This window comes from Kitasatospora aureofaciens (assembly GCF_001188955.3).
Classification (GTDB): domain Bacteria; phylum Actinomycetota; class Actinomycetes; order Streptomycetales; family Streptomycetaceae; genus Kitasatospora; species Kitasatospora aureofaciens.
In genome coordinates this window covers 42,777-65,380 of the sequence record NZ_JPRF03000013.1, presented here as the reverse complement: position 1 = coordinate 65,380, position 22,604 = coordinate 42,777, and the positions used below count along the sequence as shown (strand labels likewise).

Annotated in this window: 20 protein-coding genes; 16 read left to right on the top strand and 4 right to left on the bottom strand. The window is 72.6% G+C overall.

The genetic code is table 11. The features are described 5' to 3' along the window. Positions 1-14: 14 nt before the first annotated feature. The 7 genes from hpnE to HS99_RS06295 all read left to right on the top strand — a co-directional run bounded on the left by hpnE (position 15) and on the right by HS99_RS06295 (position 9,970). Positions 15-1,448, top strand: a complete 1,434-nt coding sequence (gene hpnE / locus HS99_RS06325; RefSeq protein ID WP_043387976.1) for a hydroxysqualene dehydroxylase HpnE — start codon at positions 15-17, stop codon at positions 1,446-1,448. Positions 1,449-1,645: 197 nt separating this feature from the next. Next, positions 1,646-2,734, top strand: a complete 1,089-nt coding sequence (locus HS99_RS06320; RefSeq protein WP_030281253.1) for a polyprenyl synthetase family protein — start codon at positions 1,646-1,648, stop codon at positions 2,732-2,734. A 7-nt stretch (positions 2,735-2,741) separates the two neighbouring features. Then, positions 2,742-4,823: a squalene--hopene cyclase gene (gene shc, locus HS99_RS06315; protein WP_232543105.1), complete on the top strand. Its 2,082-nt coding sequence runs from the start codon at positions 2,742-2,744 to the stop codon at positions 4,821-4,823. After that, complete coding sequence (locus HS99_RS06310) at positions 4,820-5,500, top strand: 5'-methylthioadenosine/S-adenosylhomocysteine nucleosidase family protein (RefSeq protein ID WP_063737800.1); 681 nt, start codon at positions 4,820-4,822, stop codon at positions 5,498-5,500. Before shc ends, HS99_RS06310 begins: the two co-directional genes overlap by 4 nt. A 2-nt stretch (positions 5,501-5,502) precedes the next feature. Then, complete coding sequence (hpnH, locus tag HS99_RS06305) at positions 5,503-6,531, top strand: adenosyl-hopene transferase HpnH (protein WP_030281258.1); 1,029 nt, start codon at positions 5,503-5,505, stop codon at positions 6,529-6,531. A gap of 138 nt (positions 6,532-6,669) precedes the next feature. Next, complete coding sequence (dxs, locus tag HS99_RS06300) at positions 6,670-8,580, top strand: 1-deoxy-D-xylulose-5-phosphate synthase (protein WP_030551495.1); 1,911 nt, start codon at positions 6,670-6,672, stop codon at positions 8,578-8,580. Beyond that, positions 8,570-9,970: an aspartate aminotransferase family protein gene (locus HS99_RS06295; protein WP_030281260.1), complete on the top strand. Its 1,401-nt coding sequence runs from the start codon at positions 8,570-8,572 to the stop codon at positions 9,968-9,970. The genes dxs and HS99_RS06295 overlap by 11 nt, the downstream gene beginning before the upstream one ends. A gap of 58 nt (positions 9,971-10,028) precedes the next feature. Here HS99_RS06295 and HS99_RS06290 read toward each other — a convergent pair whose 3' ends face one another. Next, entirely contained in the window at positions 10,029-10,301 is a 273-nt protein-coding gene (locus HS99_RS06290) for a DUF6343 family protein (protein ID WP_033348395.1), read from the bottom strand. Between the two features lie 76 nt (positions 10,302-10,377). On the opposite strand from HS99_RS06290, the gene HS99_RS06285 reads away from it, so the two are divergent. Beyond that, a complete protein-coding gene (locus HS99_RS06285; protein WP_030281262.1) occupies positions 10,378-10,581 on the top strand; it encodes an I78 family peptidase inhibitor in 204 nt (67 codons plus the stop codon). Between the two features lie 20 nt (positions 10,582-10,601). Here the strand turns inward: HS99_RS06285 and HS99_RS06280 are convergent, their stop codons facing one another. Both HS99_RS06280 and fabG read right to left on the bottom strand, forming a co-directional pair. Further along, entirely contained in the window at positions 10,602-11,444 is an 843-nt protein-coding gene (locus HS99_RS06280; protein WP_223885910.1) for a phosphatase PAP2 family protein, read from the bottom strand. A 232-nt stretch (positions 11,445-11,676) separates the two neighbouring features. Next, positions 11,677-12,444 (bottom strand): 3-oxoacyl-ACP reductase FabG, encoded by a 768-nt coding sequence (gene fabG, locus HS99_RS06275; protein WP_030551498.1) that lies wholly within the window; start codon positions 12,442-12,444, stop codon positions 11,677-11,679. 402 nt (positions 12,445-12,846) lie between these two features. Here fabG and HS99_RS06270 point away from each other — a divergent pair, with 402 nt between their 5' ends. Beyond that, positions 12,847-13,713, top strand: a complete 867-nt coding sequence (locus tag HS99_RS06270) for a MarR family winged helix-turn-helix transcriptional regulator (protein ID WP_158714003.1) — start codon at positions 12,847-12,849, stop codon at positions 13,711-13,713. A 223-nt stretch (positions 13,714-13,936) separates the two neighbouring features. Here the strand turns inward: HS99_RS06270 and HS99_RS06265 are convergent, their stop codons facing one another. Beyond that, positions 13,937-14,800, bottom strand: a complete 864-nt coding sequence (locus tag HS99_RS06265) for an aldo/keto reductase (protein ID WP_030281266.1) — start codon at positions 14,798-14,800, stop codon at positions 13,937-13,939. 449 nt (positions 14,801-15,249) lie between these two features. Here HS99_RS06265 and HS99_RS06260 point away from each other — a divergent pair, with 449 nt between their 5' ends. The 7 genes from HS99_RS06260 to HS99_RS06230 all read left to right on the top strand — a co-directional run bounded on the left by HS99_RS06260 (position 15,250) and on the right by HS99_RS06230 (position 22,443). Beyond that, a complete protein-coding gene (locus tag HS99_RS06260) occupies positions 15,250-17,010 on the top strand; it encodes an ABC transporter transmembrane domain-containing protein (RefSeq protein ID WP_043387979.1) in 1,761 nt (586 codons plus the stop codon). Between the two features lie 43 nt (positions 17,011-17,053). Then, positions 17,054-18,826, top strand: coding sequence for an ABC transporter ATP-binding protein (locus HS99_RS06255; protein WP_030281268.1), 1,773 nt, complete (start codon positions 17,054-17,056; stop codon positions 18,824-18,826). 141 nt (positions 18,827-18,967) lie between these two features. Next, on the top strand, positions 18,968-19,213 hold the full coding sequence (locus tag HS99_RS06250) for a LapA family protein (RefSeq protein WP_030281269.1): 246 nt from the start codon (positions 18,968-18,970) through the stop codon (positions 19,211-19,213). 47 nt (positions 19,214-19,260) lie between these two features. Continuing rightward, positions 19,261-19,989, top strand: coding sequence for an amino acid ABC transporter ATP-binding protein (locus HS99_RS06245; RefSeq protein ID WP_206267854.1), 729 nt, complete (start codon positions 19,261-19,263; stop codon positions 19,987-19,989). 10 nt (positions 19,990-19,999) lie between these two features. Continuing rightward, positions 20,000-20,923: a glutamate ABC transporter substrate-binding protein gene (locus HS99_RS06240; protein WP_063737801.1), complete on the top strand. Its 924-nt coding sequence runs from the start codon at positions 20,000-20,002 to the stop codon at positions 20,921-20,923. Between the two features lie 12 nt (positions 20,924-20,935). Beyond that, positions 20,936-21,580: an amino acid ABC transporter permease gene (locus tag HS99_RS06235; RefSeq protein WP_030281275.1), complete on the top strand. Its 645-nt coding sequence runs from the start codon at positions 20,936-20,938 to the stop codon at positions 21,578-21,580. Beyond that, entirely contained in the window at positions 21,577-22,443 is an 867-nt protein-coding gene (locus HS99_RS06230) for an amino acid ABC transporter permease (RefSeq protein ID WP_033348401.1), read from the top strand. Before HS99_RS06235 ends, HS99_RS06230 begins: the two co-directional genes overlap by 4 nt. The last annotated feature ends 161 nt before the right edge of the window (positions 22,444-22,604 follow it).

Here is a 22,604-nt window from a genome sequence, read left to right as displayed (position 1 = left end):
GAGGGGGAGGGCCGATGACCGGGCGAGCCGATGCCGCGCGCCCGGCCGCCGTCGTGGTCGGCGGCGGCCTGGCCGGGATCACCACCGCGCTGCGGCTGGCCGAGGCCGGCCACGACGTCACCCTGGCGGAGGGGCGTCCCCGGCTCGGGGGCCTGGCGTTCTCCTTCCAGCGCGGCGAGCTGACCGTCGACAACGGCCAGCACGTCTTCCTGCGCTGCTGCACCGCCTACCGCGGGCTGCTGGAGCGCCTGGGTGCTGCCCGGATGACCCATCTCCAGGACCGCCTGGACGTCCCGGTGCTCTCCGTCGCCGGCACCGAGCAGGCCCCGGTGCGCACCCTGGGCCGACTGCGCCGGGCCGGCCTGCCCGTTCCGCTGCACCTGGCCGGCAGCCTCGCCCGCTACCCGCACCTGTCACCGGCCGACCGCGCCCGGGTCGTCCGCGGCGCGCTCGCCCTGAAGGGCCTGGACCTCGCCGACCCGGCGCTGGACCGGCTCTCCTTCGGCGAGTGGCTGCGCCGCAACGGGCAGAACGCCGCCACCACGGCCGCGCTCTGGGACCTGGTCGGCGTCGCCACCCTGAACGCCCGGGCCGACGAGGTGTCGCTGGCGCTCGCCGCGATGGTGTTCAAGACCGGCCTGCTCTCCGAGCCGGGGGCCTCCGACATCGGCGTGCCCGCCGTCCCGCTCGGAGTGATCCACCACGACCGGGCGCTCGTCGAGCTGGAACGCGCCGGCGTGCGGGTGCTGCTGCGCGCCCGGGTCGCGGAACTCAAGCCCGCCGCGCCCCAGCACGCCGTCCGGCTGGAGGACGGGCAGCTGCTCACCGCCGACACCGTGGTGCTGGCCGGTGCCCAGGACACCGCCGCCGCTCTGCTGCCCCCCGGCGCCGTCCCCGGGCAGGAGCGGCTGGCCGGGTTCGGCACCACGCCGATCCTCAACGTGCACGTGGTCTACGACCGCAAGGTGCTGCGCCGGCCCTTCTTCGCCGCGCTCGGCAGCCCGGTCCAGTGGGTATTCGACCGCACCACCCACTCCGGCCTGGCCGGCACCGGACTCGGCCGCGCCCACCCCGGCGCCCAGTACCTGGCACTCTCGCAGTCCGCCGTCCGGGACGAGATCGACCTGCCGGTGGCCGAGCTGCGCCGCCGCTACCTGCCCGAGCTCGCCCGGCTGCTCCCGGCCGCCGCGGGCGCCGAGGTGCTGGACTTCTTCGTCACCCGGGAGCGCACCGCCACCTTCGACGGGGCGCCCGGCAGTGCCGAGCTGCGGCCCGGAGCCGGGACCGGCGTCCCCGGCCTGCTGCTGGCCGGTGCGTGGACCGCCACCGGCTGGCCCGCGACCATGGAGGGCGCCGTGCGCAGCGGCCACGCCGCCGCCGACGCCGCGCTGGCCGCGGCCGGAGCCCGGGTGCCGGTGGACCGGGGCGACGGGCGGTGGCCCAGGTGACGGCGGCTCCCGTCGCCGGGGAGCCCGCCAGAGCCGACGGGCGTACCGTCGGCCCCGTCGGCCGTACGGACACCGTTCGCGCCGCCACCACCAGCATCGACAGCACCAGCATCGACCGCACCGGCATCGACACCAGCGGCACCGACAGCACCCGGCCGCCCCGCGCGGTCCGGCACCACGAGGGAGAGGGAACGCACGTGGAGTCACGCACCGGCTTCGCCGTCGGAGGCACGGCGCACGCCGAACCGGTCTCGGTGCCGGAGCTGCTCGCCCGCAGCCGTACGCTCTGCACCCCGCCGCTCCGGGCCACCGTCGCCCGTCTGGCCGCACCGATGGACACCGTCGCGGCGTACCACTTCGGCTGGATCGACCGGGACGGCACCGCGGTGGAGGGGGACGGCGGCAAGGCCGTGCGCCCGGCGCTGGCGCTGCTCTCGGCCCAGGCCGCCGGTGCGGCGGCAGAGGTGGGCGTGCCCGGTGGGGTGGCTGTTGAACTGGTGCACAACTTCTCCCTGCTCCATGATGATCTGATGGACGGTGACGAGACCCGGCGGCACCGGGCCACCGCCTGGACGGTCTTCGGTCCGGCCCAGGCGATCCTGGTCGGCGACGCCCTGGCGACGCTCGGCACGGAGGTGCTGCTCGACGCCGGGGACACCGGCGGCGCCAGCCCCGCCGACGCGGCGCGTGCCGTCCGGCTGCTCACCACGGCGACCCGCCACCTGATCGACGGCCAGGCCATGGACGTCGCCTTCGAACAGCGCGACAGCGTCACCGTCGCCGAGTGCCTGGAGATGGAGGGCGGCAAGACGGCGGCCCTGCTGGCGGCCGCCTCGGCGATCGGCGCCGTACTGGCCGGGGCCGACGACAAGGTGTCCGGCGCGCTCCAGCGCTACGGCCACCACCTGGGCCTGGCCTTCCAGGCGGTGGACGACCTGCTCGGCATCTGGGGCGCGACCGAGGTCACCGGCAAGCCGCACTGGGGCGACCTGCGCCAGCGCAAGAAGTCCCTGCCGGTCGCCGCCGCGCTCGCCGAGGGCGGGGCGGCCTCGCGCAGGCTCGCCGAGGAGCTCGCGGACCCGAAGGGCCGGGGCGAGGAGCCCGAGCCCGAGCTCGCCGCCCGGGCCGCGCTGATCGAGGAGGCCGGCGGCCGCGCCTGGACCCAGGAGGAGGCCCGCCGCCAGCACACGACTGCCCTCGCCGCCCTGGACGAGGTGCCCATGTCCGACGCGGTGCGCGAGCACTTCGTCGCACTCGCCGAATTCGTGGTGGTACGAGAGAGGTGACGTTACGTTGACAGCAACCGCGGACGGCCGGCTCGACCCTGAGTACGATTCCGAGCCGGTCGCGGTGGGCGACCGCCCCCCGGCCCTGCTGGGCGCGGGGCGGTGGCAGCCCGAGGACACCGACCGGCCGCGGCCGGCCGGTGAGGCGGACCGGCAGCCCGGCGACGCGCGCGAGGCGCTGGCGCGCGCCACCACCCACCTGCTCTCGCTGCAGTCCTCCGAGGGCTGGTGGAAGGGCGACCTGGAGACCAATGTCACCATGGACGCCGAGGACTTACTGCTCCGCCAGTTCCTGGGCATCCGAACGGAGGAGCAGACCCGGGCCACCGCCCAGTGGATCCGCTCCCAGCAGCGGGAGGACGGCACCTGGGCCACCTTCCACGGCGGGCCCGCCGAACTGTCCACCACCGTCGAGGCGTACGTCGCCCTCAAGCTCGCCGGCGACGACCCCGACGACCCGCACATGCTGGCCGCCGCGCGGTACGTCCGCTCCGCCGGGGGCATCGCGGCCGCCCGGGTGTTCACCCGGATCTGGCTCGCGCTCTTCGGCTGGTGGCCCTGGGAGCGGCTGCCCGAGATGCCACCCGAGATCATCTTCCTGCCCAAGTGGCTGCCGCTGAACATCTACGCCTTCGGCTGCTGGGCCCGCCAGACCATCGTCCCGCTGACCGTCGTCTCGGCCCACCGTCCGGTGCGTCCGGCCCCCTTCGCGCTCACCGAGCTGCACACCGACCCGGACCACCCGTACCCCGACCGGCCGCTCGCCCCCGCCACGAGCTGGGACGGCCTGTTCGAGCGCCTGGACAAGGTGCTGCACGCCTACCACCGCCGGGCCTTCCGCCCGCTGCGCCGGCTCGCCGTCGCCCAGGCCTGCCGCTGGATCGTCGAGCGTCAGGAGGCCGACGGCTGCTGGGGAGGCATCCAGCCGCCGGCCGTCTACTCGCTGATCGCCCTGCACCTGGAGGGCTACGAGCTCGAGCACCCGGTGATGAAGGCCGGGCTCGCCTCCTTCGACCGCTTCACCGTGCACACCGAGGATGGCATGCGCTGGATGGAGGCCTGCCAGTCCCCGGTCTGGGACACCTGCCTGGCCACCATCGCGCTGGTCGACGCAGGGCTTCCGGCCGACCACCCGGCGCTGGTCTCCGCCGTCGACTGGATGCTCGGCGAGGAGATCCGCAAGCGCGGCGACTGGGCCGTCCAGCGGCCGGACCTGCCGGCCGGCGGCTGGGCCTTCGAGTTCGAGAACGAGACCTACCCCGACATCGACGACACCGCCGAGGTGGTGCTCGCGCTGCGCCGGGTCGCCCACCCGGACCCGGCCAGGGTCGACGCGGCGGTGGACCGGGGCGTGCTGTGGAACCTCGGCATGCAGTCCAAGAACGGCGCCTGGGGCGCCTTCGACGTCGACAACACCAGCCTGCTGCCGAACAAGCTGCCGTTCTGCGACTTCGGCGAGGTGGTCGACCCGCCGTCCGCCGACGTCACCGCCCACGTGGTGGAGATGCTCGCCGAGACCGGCCGGGCCCGGGACCCGCGGACCAGGCGCGGCATCGAGTGGCTGCTGCGCAACCAGGAGGCGGACGGCTCCTGGTTCGGCCGCTGGGGCACCAACTACATCTACGGCACCGGCTCGGTGCTGCCCGCCCTGGTCGCGGCCGGGGTCCCGGACGAGCACCCGGCGATCCGCCGGGCGGTGCGCTGGCTGGAGGACCGGCAGAACACCGACGGCGGCTGGGGCGAGGACATGCGCTCCTACGAGGACCCGGCGCGCTGGGCCGGGCGCGGCGAGTCCACCGCCTCGCAGACCGCGTGGGCGCTGATGGCGCTGCTCGCGGCCGGCGAGGGCCCGGAGGGCCGGGCCAACCCGGCGGTGGAGCGCGGCGTGGACTGGCTGGTGCGCACCCAGCTGCCCGAAGGTACCTGGGACGAGCCGCAGTTCACCGGCACCGGCTTCCCGTGGGACTTCTCCATCAACTACCACCTGTACCGGCTGGTCTTCCCGGTCACCGCGCTCGGCCGCTACCTCAACGGCGCCCCGGGCATGGTGAAGCCCGGCGGTACCCCGGCGATCGGCGCGGCGCGGTGACCACCGCACCCCTGCTCGTGCTCTGCGCGCTGGGCCCCGAGGTGTGGGCCCTGCGCGGCGGTGACTGGCGCGGCGCGGTCGGCGGACCCCCGGTGCTGGTACGCACCGGGGTCGGCCGACGGCGCGCCGGGACGGCCGTCCGCCGGCTGCTCAACTCCGCCCGGGGCGGCTACGGCGCGGTCGTGGTGGCGGGCTTCGGCGCCGCCGTCGGGCCGGGCGTGGCACCGGGCGACGTCGTCGCCGCCGACGGCGTGCGCGACGCCGAGGGCCACCTCTACCCGGTCGACTCCGGGCCGGAGCTGGCCCGGGCGCTCAAGGAGCAGGGCCTCACCGTGCACATCGGGGTGCACCACACCGCCGACCACGTGGTGCGCGGCATCGAACGGCGCGCCCTGCACCTGCAGGGCGCGCTCGCCGTCGACATGGAGGCCGCCGCGGTGCTCGCCGCACTGCGGGAGGTGCGCCCGGTCCTGCCCGTCGCCGTCCTGCGGGTGGTGGTCGACACCCCCGAGCACGAGCTGCTGCGCCCCGGGACCCTGCCCGCCGGGGTGCGCGCCTGGCGGACCCTCCGGGCGACGGTACCCGCCCTGGTCGACTGGTACCGGCAGGAGCCCGTCGACGGCTCCGCAGACCTGAACCACCCCACATCCTCGACGCTCCCCCAGGAGGCGAGCTAGCCATGGCCATGCCGTTGCGCCAGACCGTGCGGGTCGGCACCTACCTGATGCAGCAGAAGCTGCTCAAGCGACGGGACAAGTTCCCGCTGATCGTCGAGCTGGAACCGCTGTTCGCCTGCAACCTCGCCTGCGAGGGCTGCGGCAAGATCCAGCACCCGGCGGGCGTGCTCAAGCAGCGGATGCCCGTCGCCCAGGCGGTCGGGGCGGTCCTGGAGTCGGGTGCCCCGATGGTCTCGATCGCCGGCGGCGAGCCGCTGATGCACCCGCAGATCGACGAGATCGTCCGGCAGCTGGTGGAGCGCCGCAAGTACGTCTTCCTCTGCACCAACGCGCTGCTGCTGCGCAAGAAGATGGACAAGTTCAAGCCATCGCCGTACTTCACCTTCGCCGTGCACATCGACGGCCTGCGGGAGCGGCACGACGAGTCGGTGGCCAAGGAGGGCACCTTCGACGAGGCGGTGGCGGCGATCAGGGAGGCCAAGCGGCGCGGCTTCCGGGTGACCACCAACAGCACCTTCTTCAACACCGACACCCCGCAGACCGTCATCGACGTCCTCGACTACCTCAACGACGAGTTGAAGGTCGACGAGATGATGATCTCCCCGGCCTACGCCTACGAGAAGGCCCCCGACCAGGAGCACTTCCTCGGCGTCGAGCAGACCCGGGAGCTCTTCCGCAAGGCCTTCGCCGGCGGCAACCGCAAGCGCTGGCGCCTCAACCACAGCCCGCTCTTCCTGGACTTCCTGGAGGGCAAGGCCGACTTCGAGTGCACCCCCTGGGGCATCCCCAACTACTCGCTGTTCGGCTGGCAGCGGCCCTGCTACCTGATGGCCGACGGCTACGTGCCGACCTACCGCGAGCTGGTCGAGAAGACCGACTGGAGCAAGTACGGGCGCGGCAAGGACCCGCGCTGCGAGAACTGCATGGCCCACTGCGGATACGAGCCGACCGCCGTCCTCGCGACCATGGGCTCGCTCCAGCAGTCGCTGCGCGCGATCACCGAGACCGTCAGCTCCAGCCGCGGGCACTGAGACCGGGCCGGCCGCGCCCGGTTCCGAAGCCGTACCGCCCCGAGTTCCCGTCCGGCCCGGGCCACCGTGCCCGGGCCGGCTTCCCGCCCACGCCGGGCGGAGGCACCACCGCACCGCTCCGAGTCGTGAGGTGTACCCATGTCACTGCTCTCCCGCGTCACGTCCCCGGCCGAGCTGCGCAAGCTACCCGCGCCCGAACTGCCGTTGCTAGCCGACGAGATCCGCGACTTCCTGATCGACGCCGTCACCCGCACCGGGGGCCACCTCGGGCCCAACCTCGGCGTGGTGGAGCTCACCATCGCGCTGCACCGGGTCTTCGACTCGCCGTACGACCGGATCGTCTTCGACACGGGCCACCAGAGCTACGTCCACAAGCTGCTGACCGGCCGCCAGGACTTCTCCCGGCTGCGGATGAAGGACGGGCTGTCCGGCTACCCCTCGCGGGCCGAGTCCGAGCACGACCTGGTCGAGAACTCGCACGCCTCCACCGCCCTCTCCTACGCCGACGGACTGGCCAAGGCCGCCCAGCTGCTCGGCCAGCACGACCGGCACACCGTCGCGGTGATCGGCGACGGCGCGCTCACCGGCGGGCTCGCCTGGGAGGCGCTCAACAACATCGCCGACGCCAAGGACCGGCCGCTGGTCATAGTCGTCAACGACAACGAGCGCTCCTACGCCAGGACGATCGGCGGCCTCGCCCACCACCTGGCCACCCTGCGCACCACCCAGGGCTACGAGCGCTTCCTCGCCCTCGGCAAGGAGGCGCTGCAGCGCACCCCGCTGGTCGGGCAGCCGATCTTCGACGCGCTGCACGGGGCCAAGAAGGGCTTCAAGGACGCCTTCGCCCCGCAGGGCATGTTCGAGGACCTCGGGCTGAAGTACCTCGGGCCGATCGACGGCCACGACGTCGGCGCGGTGGAACAGGCGCTGCGGCAGGCCCGGAACTTCGGCGGACCGGTCATCGTGCACTGCCTGACCGTCAAGGGGCGCGGCTATCTGCCGGCCGAGCAGGACGAAGCGGACCGCTTCCACGCCGTCAACCCGATCGACCCGTACACCTGTCTGCCGATCTCGCCGAGCGCCGGGATCTCCTGGACCTCGGTGTTCGGCGAGGAGCTGGTCGCGCTCGGCGCCGAGCGGCCCGACCTGGTGGCGATCACCGCCGCGATGCTCCAGCCCGTCGGGCTGGAGCCGTTCGCCAAGGCCTACCCGGACCGGACCTTCGACGTCGGGATCGCCGAACAGCACGCCGTCACCAGCGCGGCGGGCCTGGCCACCGGGGGGCTGCACCCGGTGGTGACGGTGTACTCGACCTTCCTGAACCGGGCCTTCGACCAGGTCCTGATGGACGTCGCCCTGCACCGGCTGGGCGTCACCTTCGTACTGGACCGCTCCGGGGTGACCGGCCCGGACGGGGCCTCGCACAACGGCATGTGGGACATGTCGATCCTCCAGGTCGTCCCCGGGCTGCGGCTCGCCGCGCCGCGCGACGCCGAGCAGCTGCGGGCCCAGCTGCGCGAGGCCGTCGAGGTCCGGGACGCGCCGACCGTGGTCCGCTTCCCCAAGGGGAATGTCGGCCCGGCTGTTCCGGCGGTCGAGCGGATCGGCGGGACGGACGTGCTGCTGCGCACCGGACCGGCGCCGGAGATCCTGCTGCTGGCCGTCGGCAGCACCGCCTCCGCCTGCCTGGACGCCGCCCGGCTGCTGCTCACCGAGGGCTTCACCGCGACCGTGGTCGACCCGCGCTGGGTCAAGCCGGTCGATCCGGCGCTGCCCGAACTCGCCGCCGCCCACCGGCTGGTGGTCACCGTCGAGGACAACGGCCGTACCGGCGGAGTGGGTTCGGCCGTCTCCCAGGCGCTGCGCGACGCCGACGTGGACGTCCCGGTGCGGGTGCTCGGCCTGCCGCAGGAGTTCCTCGGCCACGCCGCACGCGGCGAGATCCTGGAGGAGGCCGGCCTGACCGGAACCGGGGTCGCGGCCCAGACCGCCGTCTTCGCCAAGAACCTGCTACCGACCCGAGGAGCGAACCCGCGCCATGCCGGCTGAACCAGACCGCCCCGCCTTCGACCTCGCCGCGCTCCTCGCCGAACGCGGTGGCGAGCGATACGAGCTGCACAGCCGCTACCTCAACCCGCAGCTGCCCCGGATGCTGCGCACCATCGGCTTCGACAAGTACTACGAGCGCGCGGAGGGCCAGTATTTCTACGACGCCGAGGGCAACGAGTACCTCGACATGCTGGCCGGCTTCGGCATCTTCGCGCTCGGCCGGCACCACCCGGCGGTGCGCGCGGCGGTCCGGCAGGTGATGGACCTGGAGCTGCCCGACCTGGTCCGCTTCGACTGCTCGCCGCTGCCCGGGCTGCTGGCCGAGCGGCTGCTGTCCCACGCACCCGGGCTGGAGCGGGTGTTCTTCGGCAACAGCGGCACCGAGGCGGTGGAGACCGCGCTGAAGTTCGCCCGGTACGCGACCGGCCGCAAGCGCGTCCTCTACGCCGACCACGCCTTCCACGGGCTCACCACCGGCTCGCTGTCGGTCAACGGCGAGAGCGGCTTCCGCAAGGGCTTCGACCCGCTGCTGCCGGACACGGCCATCCCGCTCGGCGACATCGGGGCGCTGACCAAGGAGCTGAAGCGGGGGGACGTCGCGGCGCTGATCGTGGAGCCGATCCAGGGCAAGGGTGTCCAGGCGCCGCCGCCCGGCTGGCTGCGCGCCGCCCAGGCGCTGCTGCACGAGCACAAGGCGCTGCTGATCTGCGACGAGGTGCAGACCGGGATCGGCCGCACCGGCGAGTTCTTCGCGTACCAGCACGAGGAGGGCGTGCTGCCCGACCTGGTGTGCGCGGCCAAGGCGCTCTCCGGCGGGTACGTGCCGATCGGGGCGACGCTCGGCAAGAGCTGGATCTTCGAGAAGGTGTACTCCTCGATGGACCGGGTGCTGGTGCACTCGGCCAGCTTCGGGTCCAACGCCCAGGCGATGGCGGCCGGGCTGGCGACCCTGGAGGTGATGCGCGAGGAGAAGGTGGTGGAGAACGCCCGGCAGGTCGGCGACCGGCTCCGCGAGCGGCTCACCGAACTGGTCGACCGGTACGAGCTGGTCGCCGAGGTGCGCGGCCGCGGGCTGATGACCGGCATCGAGTTCGGTCGGCCCAGGTCGCTGAAACTGCGCACCGGTTGGACGGCCCTCCAGGCGGCGCGCAAGGGGCTGTTCGCCCAGATGGTGGTCGTCCCGCTGCTGCAGCGGCACCGGATCCTGACCCAGGTGTCCGGGGACCACCTGGAAGTGATCAAACTGATTCCACCGCTGATCATCACCGACCGGGACGTGGACCGGTTCCTGGACGCCTTCACGGAGATCATGGACGAGGCCCACCGGGGCAACGGCCTGATGTGGGACTTCGGCCGGACCCTGGTGAGACAGGCGGTGGGGAACCGGTAGCGCGGCGCGGGGTGGGAAGTCGGCCCGGCCGACTTCCCACCCCGCGGGAGACACCGCGTCAGAGCTCGGTCCGGCGACGCCGGATGACCACCACGAGGTCGACGACGGCGAACAGGGTGACCAGCCCGAGGGCGATCGCGAAGCCGGTCAGGGTGCCCCGGCTGGGTGCGCCGTCCACCGGCGAGGAGGCGGCCCAGAGCGCGAAGCCCGCCGTCCCCAGCGCGAACAACGGGGTGAAGGTCACTGCGAGCAAGTAGCGGAGCTTGAGGTCGCTGCGGGCGGTGGCCGGCTCGGTGCCGCTGCGCCACCGTCGCGGGGTGGTGGTGCGCATCGCCGTTCACCTCCGGGTCGCGCGGGTGGGGCTACGATTCCAGCGTACGTCGGGGGCGGAGAGCCGGGGAGGCGCGATGACGGGGTCGGACGTGGCGGGGGAGGACGCCGAGGGGTACGCGGGGCTGCGGATCGAGCGGGCCCGGGAGCTGGCCCGGCGGCACGGCTGGGCCTCGGTCCGGGTGCTGGAGCCGGGGCAGCTGATCACCTTGGAGTACCGGGAGGGGCGGCTCAACCTCGCGGTGCGGGACGGTGTGGTCGAGCGCAGCTGGGAGGGGTAGCCCTCCCCGTGGTGCGGGGCTCAGCGCGCGAACCGCCGGTTGAGCCGCTGCTCGGCGACGGCGACCAGGGGTTCCAGCAGCGGCAGGCAGAGCAGCACCAGCAGCCCGGCGGCCCAGCCGGCCAGCACGTCGGAGACCCAGTGGGTGCCCAGGTAGACGGTGGTCAGGCCGATCGAGCAGGCGGTGGCGGCGGCGATCACCGCGCCGGTGCGCCGCCAGCGGACGGCGAGGTAGGCGAGCACGCCCCAGGTGACCACGGCGTTGGCGGTGTGGCCGGAGGGGAAGATGGTGCCGCCGGAGAACAGCTCGGGTGAGCCGACGTACTGGGCGTAGTGCGGGCCGAGCCGGCCGGTGACGATCTTGACCGCGCCGACCGTGACGTTGAGCAGCAGCAGGGCGACGCCCATGACCAGCAGCGGGCGCAGCCGGCCGAGCCGACGGGCGCGCCAGAGCAGCCAGGCGAAGGCGGCGATGGCGCTGGGCCCGCGCTGGCCGACCACGACCCAGGCGTTGAGCACCGGTTCCAGACTGGGCCACCGCTCGTACGGGCGCAGCAGGCGGACCGACCAGTCGAGGTCGACCAGGTCGGTGTTGAGCAGCACCCCGGCCAGTACCAGCAGGTAGACCGCGAAGGTCCCGGCGAACAGGGCGGCCCGGCGGCGGCTCATCGGGGGCCAGCCGGGCTCACCGCGGTCGCGGCCGGTCGGGCAGGGTCCGGTCGAGCCGGGGCCGGTCAGGCCGGGGCGGGTGGGGCCGGGCACGCGGGCCGGGGCGCGGTCGGGGACCGGGAGTTCCCCACGGTCGCCGGTCCGGTTTTCCGGCTCCTGCCGCGGAATGCGAGCGGCGGTACTTCTGGATTGCACGGGGTGACCATACCCATCCGACCGGGGGCATCCCGGAGCGAATTTGTCATTTTCCCGGGAAATCGACAATTAGGGCGCCGCCGGGTGACCCGGGGAGTGATTTCCAGTATTCCAGGATCGAATGTCCGTGTGGTCTTCGAATGATTCTGCAAAAGCCCCGGTAAAGAAAACGGAGCGGGAGGCCGGTCCGTCCGGCTCCCCACTCCGTGGTAACCCTGTGTAGGTTCCGTGCTCAGTCGAGGGGGCCGCCCGCGACGTAGATCACCTGGCCGGAGACGAAGCCGGCGCCCTCGCCGGCGAGGAAGGAGATGGTGTTGGCGACGTCCTCCGGCTCGCCGACCCGCTGGACCGGGATCTGGGAGGCCGCGGCGCGCTTGAAGTCCTCGAAGTCCACGCCGACCCGGGCGGCGGTGGCCGCCGTCATGTCCGTGGCGATGAAGCCGGGGGCCACCGCGTTGGCCGTGATGCCGAACTTGCCCAGCTCGATGGCCAAAGTCTTGGTGAAGCCCTGCAGACCGGCCTTGGCGGCGGAGTAGTTGGCCTGGCCGCGGTTGCCCTGGGCGGACGAGGAGGACAGGTTGACGATGCGGCCGAAACCGGCGTCGACCATGTGCTTCTGCACCGCGCGGGTCATCAGGAAGGCGCCGCGCAGGTGAACGTTCATGACCGTGTCCCAGTCGGACTCGGACATCTTGAAGAGGAGGTTGTCGCGGAGCACCCCCGCGTTGTTGACCAGCACGACGGGGGCGCCGAGCTCGGCGACCACCCGGTCGACCGCGGCCTGGACCTGCTCGGCGTCCGAGACGTCGGCGCCGACGGCCAGGGCGCGCCCGCCGGCGGCGGTGATCCGGTCGACGGTGTCCTTGCCCGCCGCCTCGTCCAGGTCCAGGACCGCGACCGCGTAGCCGTCGGCGGCCAGCCGGACGGCGGTGGCGGCGCCCAGTCCGCGGGCGGCGCCGGTGACGACCGCGACCCGGGGGGCGGTGCTCTGCTCGGTCATGCTCGCTCTCGTCTCTCTCGGGGGTGCCTCCGGGGAGTGCCCCCGGAGAGGGTGCCCACACCCTACCGGCGAGTAGGGGCGGCGGCCAGGGTGGAGAGGCGCAGGTGACGGTCGGTAAGGACCGACCGGTCGGCTTTCTGCTGAGAACGGGTTACTGCAAGGGCGTGGCAGCGCGTAAATATGCCAATGTTGCCGAACCTGCGTCTACTATCCGCCCCTGCCTGCCAGCAAGGGCCTGCCGTTTGTATAGTGTCCGCCAGCAGCCACCGGCTGCACGGCTGGAGCGCCCTCCCTCATAGCTGGACGCCCACTCGCCGTTACTGCCCCACCCGGGTGTCCCACACACACCGGGTGTGACATCGGGACGGATACATGGTGCTGGGGGAGATCCCGACAACCCGCGTGTCCGCGCGACTGCAGCAGTCGCCCGGACACCTCATTCGCGTTGCACAGCAGGTCCACACCCGTCTGTGGTCCGAGCACGTCGGAGCCGATCTCACGGCTCCGCAGTTCGCGGTCCTGCTGGTGCTCGCCCTCGAACCGGGCGCGGACCAGCGGACGGTCGGCGAGCGTGCCTCGCTCGACAAGGCCACGATGGCCGAGATGGTCGCGCGGCTGGTCCGCCGCGGCCTGGTGCTGCGGAGGCGTGACCCGGCCGACGGCCGGCGCAAGCTGCTCGCCCTCTCGCAGAGCGGCGCCCAGGCGGTGCGTGAGGCCACCGGTGGTGTGGTCCGCGTCCAGCGGGTGCTGTTCGAGCCGCTCACGCCGGAGGAGCAGGTCGAGATCGTCCGGGTGATGGCCAAGATAGCCAGGCTGGAGCCCGCGGCGGTGGCCGTCTTCTCCGACGCGCGGCCGATACTGGACGCCCAGCGGGCGATCGGCTACCTGATCAGGGTCGGCCAGCAGGTGCACACCAAGCTCTGGTCGGAGCACGTCGGGGCGGAGCTCACGGCTCCGCAGTTCGCCGTGCTGGACGCGCTGGAGCTGGAACCGGGTGCGGACCAGCGCACGGTCGGCGAGCTGGCCTCGCTGGACAAGGCCACGATGGCCGAGATGGTCAGCCGACTGGTGCGGCGCGGTCTGGTGCAGCGCCGGCGCGACCCCTCGGACGGGCGGCGCAACCTGCTCTCGCTCTCGCCGGCGGGGCAGGACCTGTTGCACCGCTCGGCCGCCGGGGTGGCCGAGGTCCAGCGGCTGCTGCTCGCGCCGCTGGAGGAGGAGGAGCACGAGGCTGCGCTCGCGCTCATCGCCAAGGCGGCCAGGCTCTAGCCCAAGCTTTGGTAACAACAGCCAAAACGATTCACCAAAGCTCCTCAACTCCTCGGGTGTCCGCATCGGCCGACCGTGGACGCGGGTGAATCAGGGCGCACCGAAGTGCCGCTCGTCCATGACCGGAACGAGCGGTACTTCGATATGACCGACTGTCAGATTCGCTCGGACTGTCGTTGTCGGGGGCGCCGGGCCGGCTCGGCCGGCGCCCCCACGGCCGGCATCAATTCCAGTCGAACCCCTGCGGGTCCGGGCCGATCCGCTTGCCGGTGGCGACACCGGCGATCGCCGCGAGGTCCTCGGTGTCCAGCTCGAAGCCGGTGACCGCGAGGTTCTCCCGGATCCGGGACGGGGTGACCGACTTCGGGATGGCGATCACGCCGTTCTGCAGGTGCCAGCGGAGCACCACCTGGGCGACCGTGCGGCCGTGCTTCTCGGCGATCCTCGCCAGCTCCGGCTCGGCCAGCAGCTCCCCGCCCTGGCCCAGCGGGCTCCACGCCTCGGTGGCGATGCCGTGCTGGGCGTGGAAGGCGCGCAGCTCTCCCTGCGGGAAGTACGGGTGCAGCTCGACCTGGTTCAGCGCCGGGACGACGGAGGCCTCGTCGAGCAGGCGGGTCAGCTGCTCGGTGCCGAAGTTGGAGACGCCGATCGACTTGACCCGGCCGCCCTCCTTCAGCTGCTCCAGGGCCTTCCAGACGTTCAGGAAGGTGCCGTGCATCGGGCGCGGCCAGTGGATCAGGTACAGGTCGATGTACTCGAGGCCGAGCTTGTCCAGGGAGGCGTCGAACTCGCGCAGCACCGCGTCGCGGCCCTGCTCGCCCGACCAGTCGCGGGTGCCCGAGTTCCACAGCTTGGTGGTGACGTAGAGGTCCTCGCGGGCGAGGCCGCCCGCAAGCGCCTCGTTGATGGCCGCGCCGGTGCCGGTCTCGTTCTCGTAGATCGCGGCGGTGTCGATGGAGCGGTAGCCGGCCTCGATCGCGGTGCGGACCGCCGGGGTGGCCTCGGCGTCCGGCACCTGCCACACGCCGAATCCGAGCTGCGGGATCTGCGTGCCGTCGTTCAGGGTGACGCTGGGGATGTTGCTCACGGGAAGGGGTGCCTTCCTGGTCGTCCGTTGGTTCCAGAGGGGCAACTGGTGCCCCGGCACGATTGTTCCCGCCGTTCGGGCGAATCTCCGGCGAAGCTTTACGGCGGCGTGGCGAGTGGCTGGGCGCCGCCGGCCGGGGTGGCGCGGGCGGAGCGGCGGGGGCGGCGCGGCGGGGCGGCGGAAAACCTGTTGCGTGGATCACAGCGGGCTTGGCAGGCTCACGGACATGACCTCCTGAGACCAGGGTCCTTCGTACCCTTCCGCGGTCCGGCCGCCGTCGCCGCCGGACGTTCCGACGTCGGCGCACCTTCGCGCCGCGCGTCCTCCGCCCGTCCCCGTGCGTCGGCGGGGCGGCACCGCCGTACGGCCGAGTGCCCGTGCTCTCCCCGCACCCTCCGCGACTCCTGCTCCCGCACTTTCGTGCTCCGCACCCCTCGTATCGGAGAGTCATGCCGCTCATCCCCCTGCCGCTGGCCGACCCCGGCAGTCCCGACCTCTCCTCACCCCTGGCCTTCCTGCGCTGGTTGCAGCGCGCCCAGCGGCGCGGGCAGGTCCGCGCCACCTGCTGGGCACTGGTCCAGATGGGCTCCCAGGCCGCGGCGCCGGTGGCGCTCGGGCGCGGCGTCCAGGCCGCCGTGGACGGCGACGCCGGCGGCATCTGGTGGGCGGGCGCGCTCGCCCTGCTGCTGTCCGCCACCGCCGCGCTCGGCAGCGTGCTGCTGCACCGGCAGGCGGTGTGGAACTGGATCCACGCCGCCTGCCAGTTGCGGCAGTTGGTGGCGCGTCAGGCCTCCGACCTCGGGGCCGGGCTGTCCCGCCGGATCGCCACCGGCGAGGTCGTCGCGGTCGGCAGCGGCGACGTCGAACGCATCGGCTGGTACGTCGAACTGGTCGCCCGGGTCCGGGCCGCGGTGATCTCCTGGCTGGCCGTCAGCGCCGTGGTGCTGGTGGTCGAGCCGGTACTCGGGATCGGAGTGCTGCTCGGTGTCCCGGTGCTGGCGGCCTCGGTCTGGCCGCTGATCGGGCCGTTCGAGCGGCGCTACCAGGAGCAGCGTGAACTCGGGGGAAAGGCAACTGAGTTGGCTGCCGACACGGTGGCCGGACTGCGGGTGCTGCGCGGCATCGGCGGCGAGGAGCTGTTCCTGGAGCGGTACCGGGCGGCCTCCCAGAAGGTCCGCGCCGCGGCTGTGCGCTCGGCCCGGCTGTGGTCCCTGATGCAGGCCCAACAGGTGCTGTTGCCCGGCGTGTTCGTGGTCGCGGTGACGTGGTACGGCGCTCGTCTGGTGGTGTCCGGCGAGCTGGGTGTGGGCACCCTGATCGCGGTCTACGGAGCCACCGCCTTCCTCGCCTCGCCGCTGCGGATCTTGGGCGAGGCGGCGCACGCCTGGAGCGTCGCCCGGGTCTCCGCCGGACGGGCCGTGCGGGTGCTCTCGCTCAGCCGGACCGGCGGCACGGCCCAGGGCGTGCTGGCCCGGCCGGACAGGTCCGATCTGCACGACCCGGCCACCGGCCTGACCGTCCGGGCCGGCGAGTTGACCGCGGTGGTCTGCGGGGACCCGGACTTCGCCGGGGCGCTCGCCGAACGGCTCGGCGGCCACGTCCCGCTGGCCGCGGGCGAGTCGGGACCGCCCTCCGTCCGGCTCGGTGGCACCGAGCTGGACACCGTGCCGCTGGCCGAGGCCCGGGCGGCGGTACTGGTCCACGACAAGGAGCCGGTGCTGCTCTCCGGCACGCTGGCCGAACTGCTGGACGTCCCGGCCTCCGGCCGGGTGCCCGTGACCGAGGCGCTCGCCGCAGCCCGCTCCGAGGACGTGCTGGAAGCCCTCGTGGACGGCTCGCCCGAGTGCGGGGGCGATCCGATGCTCGCCCGGATCACCGAGCGCGGGCGCTCGCTCTCCGGCGGGCAGCGCCAGCGGCTCGCCCTGGCCCGGGCGCTGGTGGCCGACCCGCCCGTGCTGGTGCTGGACGAGCCCACCAGCGCGGTGGACGCCCACACCGAGTCCCGGATCGCCACCGGGCTGCGCGACGTCCGGGCGGGCCGCACCACCGTGGTGTTCGCGACCAGCCCGCTGCTGCTCGACCAGGCGGACCGGGTGGTGCTGCTGCGGGACGGCCGGGTGGCCGCGGCCGGCCGCCACCGCGAGCTGATGAGCACCGAACCGGCCTACCGGGCCGTGGTCACCCGGGACGAGGAGGCCGCGTCGGTATGAGCACCGTCGCCAACCGTCCGGCCCCACGAGCGAGGAGTACGTCATGAAGCCCCCCGTCCATCAGGAACAGGGGCCGGCCACCACCCTGCCGGTCGGCTCCCCGGCCGCCGTGCGCGGCTACCTCGGGCTGCTGGCGCGCCGGCACCGGGGCGGGTTCGCCACCGTGGTGGCGCTGCACTCGGCGGCCACCCTGGCCGGGCTGGTAGGGCCCTGGGTGCTCGGCAACCTGGTCGAGTCGCTGGCCACCGGCACCGCCGGGGGCACCATCGCGGTGGCGGTCGGCTGGTACCTGCTGGCGCTCGCGGTGCAGTCCGCGTTCACCGGCTGGTCGCGGATGCGCGGGTCGGTGCTCGGTGAGCGGGTGCTGGCCGACCTGCGCGAGGACTTCCTGGTCCGCTCGGTCGCGCTGCCGACCGGTGTGCTGGAACGGGCCGGCACCGGGGACCTGGTCTCCCGGGGGACCACCGACATCGACCGGCTGGACAAGTCGGTGCGCGAGGCGGTGCCCGAACTCGCCGTCGCGGTCGTCTCCTTGCTGCTGGTGATCGGCGCCCTGCTGGTCACCTCACCGGTGCTCGCGCTGACCTCGCTGGTCGGGCTGCCGCTGCTGCTGGCCAGCTCCCGCTGGTACTTCCGCCGCGCCCCGCAGTCCTACCGCAACGAGTCGGCCGGGTACGCGGCGGTGAGCAACGTGCTGGCCGAGACGGTGGACGCCGGGCGGACGGTCGAGTCCCTGCGCCTGGGGGAGCGGCGGGTCGGGCTGACGGACCGCAAGCTGCGCGAGTGGCTGGCCTGGGAGCGCTACACCCTGTGGCTGCGCTCGGTCTGGTTCCCGACCATCGAGGTGGTCTACACGGCGGCGGTGCTGACCACCCTGGTGGTCGGCGGGCTGTTCACCCTCAGGGGCTGGCTGACCGTCGGGCAGTTGACCACCGGCGTGCTGTACGCCCAGATGCTGATCGGCCCGGTGGACCTGATCCTGCGCTGGTACGACGAGCTGCAGATCGGGCAGGCCTCGCTGGCCCGGCTGGTCGGCGTGCACGAGGTGCCGGAGCACGACGGGGACGAGTCGGCCCGGCCGGAGGGCCGCCGGGTCGAGGCCCGGGAGGTCCGCTTCGGCTACCGCGAGGGCGCGGACGTCCTGCACGGGATCAGCCTGGACGTCGCCCCGGGCAGCCGGGTGGCGCTGGTCGGGCCGTCCGGGGCGGGCAAGTCCACGCTCGGCCGGCTACTGGCCGGGATCTACGCGCCCGGCCGTGGCAGCGTCACCCTCGGCGGGGCGGCGCTGTCCCGGATGCCGGCCGAGCGGGTGCGCTCGCAGGTCGCCCTGGTCAACCAGGAGCACCACGTGTTCGTCGGCACCCTGCGGGACAACCTGCGGCTGGCCGCGCCCGGGGCGGACGACACCGAACTGCGGGCCGCGCTGGACGCGGTGGAGGCCGGGGCCTGGGTGAACGCCCTCCCCGAGGGGCTGGACACCGAGGTCGGCTCCGGAGGCGCCTCGCTGACCCCGCCTCAGGCCCAGCAGCTCGCCCTGGCCCGGCTGGTGCTGGCCGACCCCCACACCCTGGTGCTGGACGAGGCCACCTCGCTGCTCGACCCGCGTGCCGCCCGGCACCTGGAGCGCTCGCTGTCCAAGGTGCTGGAGGGCCGGACGGTCATCGCCATCGCCCACCGGCTGCACACCGCGCACGACGCGGACGTGATCGCGGTGGTCGAGGGCGGCCGGATCAGCGAGTACGGCAGCCACCCGGAACTGGTCGCGGCGGGCGGCCCGTACGCGGCGCTCTGGCGCTCCTGGCGGGACGAACGCTGAGCGCGCCGGCCCGTGAGGGCGCGGCAGTGTAACGGGGATTCGAAACCCGTACGGGGCAGGATTGCCCCGTACGGGTTACCTCATGGCCCGGAAGGGCGCGTAACCGGGCAAACCGCCGGCCCCGGCCAGCAGACTGCACCGGTGACCAAGATTTCGGACGGCTCGTCCCGCCCCCAGCGCAGCGAGATCGGCGGGATCCCCACGCGGTACATCGGGATCGGCGTCATCGTCGTCCTCGCGGTGTGGTTCCTCTTCGCCAACCTCGACAAGGTCAAGATCCAGTTCTGGGTGTTCACCGTGACCGCGCCGCTCTGGATCGCGCTGCTGGCGACGCTGGTCGCCGGCGGTGCGATCGGCTGGCTGTTGAAGGGACGGCGCGCCCGGTGAACACCGTTCCCGAACCTGCACCGCCCGGTAACCCGGCCTTCGCCCCACTGATCGAGATGCGCGGGGTCAACAAGCACTTCGGCGAGCTGCACGTGCTGCAGGACATCGAGCTGACGGTCGGCCGCGGCGAGGTCGTCGTGGTGGTCGGCCCGTCTGGCTCCGGCAAGTCCACGCTCTGCCGGGCGATCAACCGGCTGGAGCCGATCGAGCGCGGCACCATCCTGATCGACGGCCAGCCGCTGCCCGCGGAGGGCAAGGGGCTGGCCAAGCTGCGCGCCGAGGTGGGCATGGTGTTCCAGTCCTTCAACCTGTTCGCGCACAAGACCGTGCTGCAGAACGTCTCGCTCGCCCAGATCAAGGTCCGCGGCCGCGCCAAGGCGGAGGCGGACGCCAAGTCCCGCTCGCTGCTGGAGCGGGTCGGCCTCTCGGCGCACGCCGACAAGTACCCGGCCCAGCTCTCGGGCGGCCAGCAGCAGCGGGTCGCGATCGCCCGCGCGCTGGCGATGGACCCCAAGGCGTTGCTGTTCGACGAGCCGACCTCGGCGCTCGACCCCGAGATGATCAACGAGGTGCTGGACGTCATGCGCCAGCTCGCCAGCGAGGGCATGACGATGGTCGTGGTCACCCACGAGATGGGCTTCGCCCGGGCGTCCGCGAACCGGGTGGTGTTCATGGCCGACGGACGGATCGTCGAGGACCGCGCCCCGGAGGACTTCTTCAGTGCCCCCGAGAGCGCGCGCGCCCGGGACTTCCTGTCCAAGATCCTGAAGCACTGAGGGCGGCGCCGTGAACCGTACGACCACGCCCGCCGCGCGGGCGCGCGGCCGCCTGACCGCCGCCGCCCTGCTGCTCGCACTGCTGGCCGCCGGCTGTGGCAAGGCCGGCACCCCGCCGCCCAAGGGCCCCCAGCCCAGTGCGCTGCCCAGTTACCAGGTGCAGGACGCCTCCTCGATCACCGGCTCGCCGACCCTGGACGCCGCCCGCAGCCGGGGCCACCTGGTGGTCGGCGCCAAGGAGGACCAGCCGTACCTGGGTCAGAAGAACCCGGCGACCGGTGAGTACTCCGGCTTCGACATCGAGATCGCCAAGATGGTCGGCGCCTTCCTCGGCTTCCCGCCGGAGCGGATCCAGTTCAAGACCATCGCCTCGGCCAACCGCGAGACCGCGCTGCAGAACGGCCAGGTGGACTACTACGTCGGCACCTACACCATCAACGACAACCGCAAGAAGCTGGTCGGCTTCGCCGGGCCGTACTTCATCGCCGGGCAGTCGCTGCTGGTGCGGAAGAACGACGACAGCATCCACGGGCCGCAGGACCTGGACGGCAAGAAGGTCTGCTCGGCGTCCGGTTCGACCCCGTACCAGCGCATCCAGTCGCAGTACCCCAAGGCGCACCTGATCGGCTACGACACCTACTCGGCGTGCGTGGACAACCTGATCACCGGCCAGGTCGACGCCGTCACCACGGACAACGCGATCCTGCTGGGCTACGCGGCCAAGGTGCCGGACGAGCTCAAGGTGGTGGGCCCGCTGTTCTCGACCGAGCCGTACGGGATCGGCACGCCGAAGAACGACACCGTGCTGCGCGGGGCGCTGAACGACGCGCTGGAGCACCACGAGCAGAACGGTGACTGGAAGAAGGCCTTCGAGGCGACCCTCGGCCTGTCCGGGGCACCCGCTCCGACCCCGCCGAAGATCGACCGGTACTGAGAGGGCCGCGCCGTGAAAACGCTGACCGACAACTGGTCGACCTACTGGGACGGCTTCCTCGGCACGCTCTCGCTGTTCGCGGCGAGCGCCGTGCTGTCGCTGGTGCTGGGGGTGCTGATGGCGGGCTTCCGGGTCTCGCCGGTCCGGCCGCTGCGGGTGTTCGGAACGGTGTGGGTGACGGTGCTGCGCAACACGCCGCTGACCCTGCTGTTCTTCATCGTGGTGCTGGGCCTGCCCCGGTTCGACATCACCCTGCCCTTCTACACCTTCGCCGTTCTCGCCCTCGGCTGCTACACCTCGGCCTTCGTCTGCGAGTCGATGCGCTCGGGCATCAACACCGTGCCGTCCGGGCAGGGCGAGGCGGCCCGCAGCCTGGGCATGAGCTTCGGGCAGACGATGAGCCTGGTGGTGCTGCCGCAGGCGTACCGCTCGGTGGTGGCGCCGATCGGCAGTGTGATGATCGCGCTGGCGAAGAACACGGCGATCGCCGGCTCGTTCAGCGTCACCGAGCTGCTGGGCACCTACCGGACCATCAACGAACTGGGTTACAGCATCATCTGGACCTTCTTCTGGATCGCCGTCGGCTACCTGATCATCACCCTGGCCATCAGCGCCGTCTTCAACCTGCTGGAACGACGAGTGGCGGTGTCCCGATGACCGGTGAATCCTCGGCGCTGTACGACATCCCCGGCCCCAAGGCGCTGGCCCGGCACCGGCTCTACGGCGGGATCGCGCTGCTGCTGATCGCGGCGCTGATCGGCTGGGTCGTCTACATGCTGTTCCACACCCAGCAGTTCACCTACGCCAAGTGGGAGCCCTTCACGTACCAGGGCGTGCAGGACCTGTTGCTGCGCGGCCTGGGCAACACCCTCCGGGCCTTCGGCTGGACGGTGCTGTTCGCGCTGCCGTTCGGCGCGCTGTTCGCGGCCGGGCGGCTGTCCGACCACCGGGTGGTGCGCTGGTTCGCCACGCTGGTGGTGGAGTTCTTCCGGGCCATGCCGCTGCTGGTGATGATCTTCTTCGTGTTCGTCGCCCTCAGGGTGCAGCCGCTGTGGGCGCTGGTGGCCGGGTTGGTGCTCTACAACGGCTCGGTGTTGGCCGAGGTGTTCCGGGCCGGTGTGCTCGCGGTGCCCAAGGGGCAGCGGGAGGCCGCGTACGCGCTGGGCATGCGCAAGACCCAGGTGATGACGTACGTGCTGGTGCCGCAGGCCAACCGGGCGATGCTGCCGGCCATCATCAGCCAGCTGGTGGTCGCGCTCAAGGACACCTCGCTGGGATTCCTGATCACCTTCGAGGAGTTCCTGCACGCGGGCAAGCTGATCGCCACCAACCTGGACTACGACCTGCCGTTCATCCCGGTGGTGATCGTGATCGCGCCGATCTACATCGGCATGTGCCTGCTGCTGTCCTGGCTGGCCCGCTGGGTCGAGCGGCGCAGCCGCCGCAGCCCGAGCGTGCGGGGCGGGGCGCCGGTGGCCAAGGCCGGAGTGGCGATGGGGTTGCCGCCGTCGGCACAGTAGTGAGCGGTGCGCGCTGTGAGCCCCGGCGCGCTGTGGGCCCGTGGCAGGTAAGGCTGGTTCGCGTCTGAACCATAGGTGCGGGTGGGATCGGGGCCGGGACCTCCAAATTCCTCTTATGATTGCGAGGGCAGGCGACAGACGACCGGGCGGAGGGGCCATGG

Excerpts from the sequence above, each read along its gene's own strand:
- HS99_RS06255 (WP_030281268.1), top strand. The coding sequence starts at position 17,054 with ATGAAGCCCCCCGTCCATCAGGAACAGGGGCCGGCCACCACCCTGCCG.
- HS99_RS06290 (WP_033348395.1), bottom strand. The coding sequence starts at position 10,301 with ATGCGCACCACCACCCCGCGACGGTGGCGCAGCGGCACCGAGCCGGCC.
- HS99_RS06260 (WP_043387979.1), top strand. The coding sequence starts at position 15,250 with ATGCCGCTCATCCCCCTGCCGCTGGCCGACCCCGGCAGTCCCGACCTC.
- fabG (WP_030551498.1), bottom strand. The coding sequence starts at position 12,444 with ATGACCGAGCAGAGCACCGCCCCCCGGGTCGCGGTCGTCACCGGCGCC.
- dxs (WP_030551495.1), top strand. The coding sequence starts at position 6,670 with ATGTCACTGCTCTCCCGCGTCACGTCCCCGGCCGAGCTGCGCAAGCTA.
- HS99_RS06295 (WP_030281260.1), top strand. The coding sequence starts at position 8,570 with ATGCCGGCTGAACCAGACCGCCCCGCCTTCGACCTCGCCGCGCTCCTC.
- HS99_RS06285 (WP_030281262.1), top strand. The coding sequence starts at position 10,378 with ATGACGGGGTCGGACGTGGCGGGGGAGGACGCCGAGGGGTACGCGGGG.
- HS99_RS06230 (WP_033348401.1), top strand. The coding sequence starts at position 21,577 with ATGACCGGTGAATCCTCGGCGCTGTACGACATCCCCGGCCCCAAGGCG.
- hpnE (WP_043387976.1), top strand. The coding sequence starts at position 15 with ATGACCGGGCGAGCCGATGCCGCGCGCCCGGCCGCCGTCGTGGTCGGC.
- hpnH (WP_030281258.1), top strand. The coding sequence starts at position 5,503 with ATGGCCATGCCGTTGCGCCAGACCGTGCGGGTCGGCACCTACCTGATG.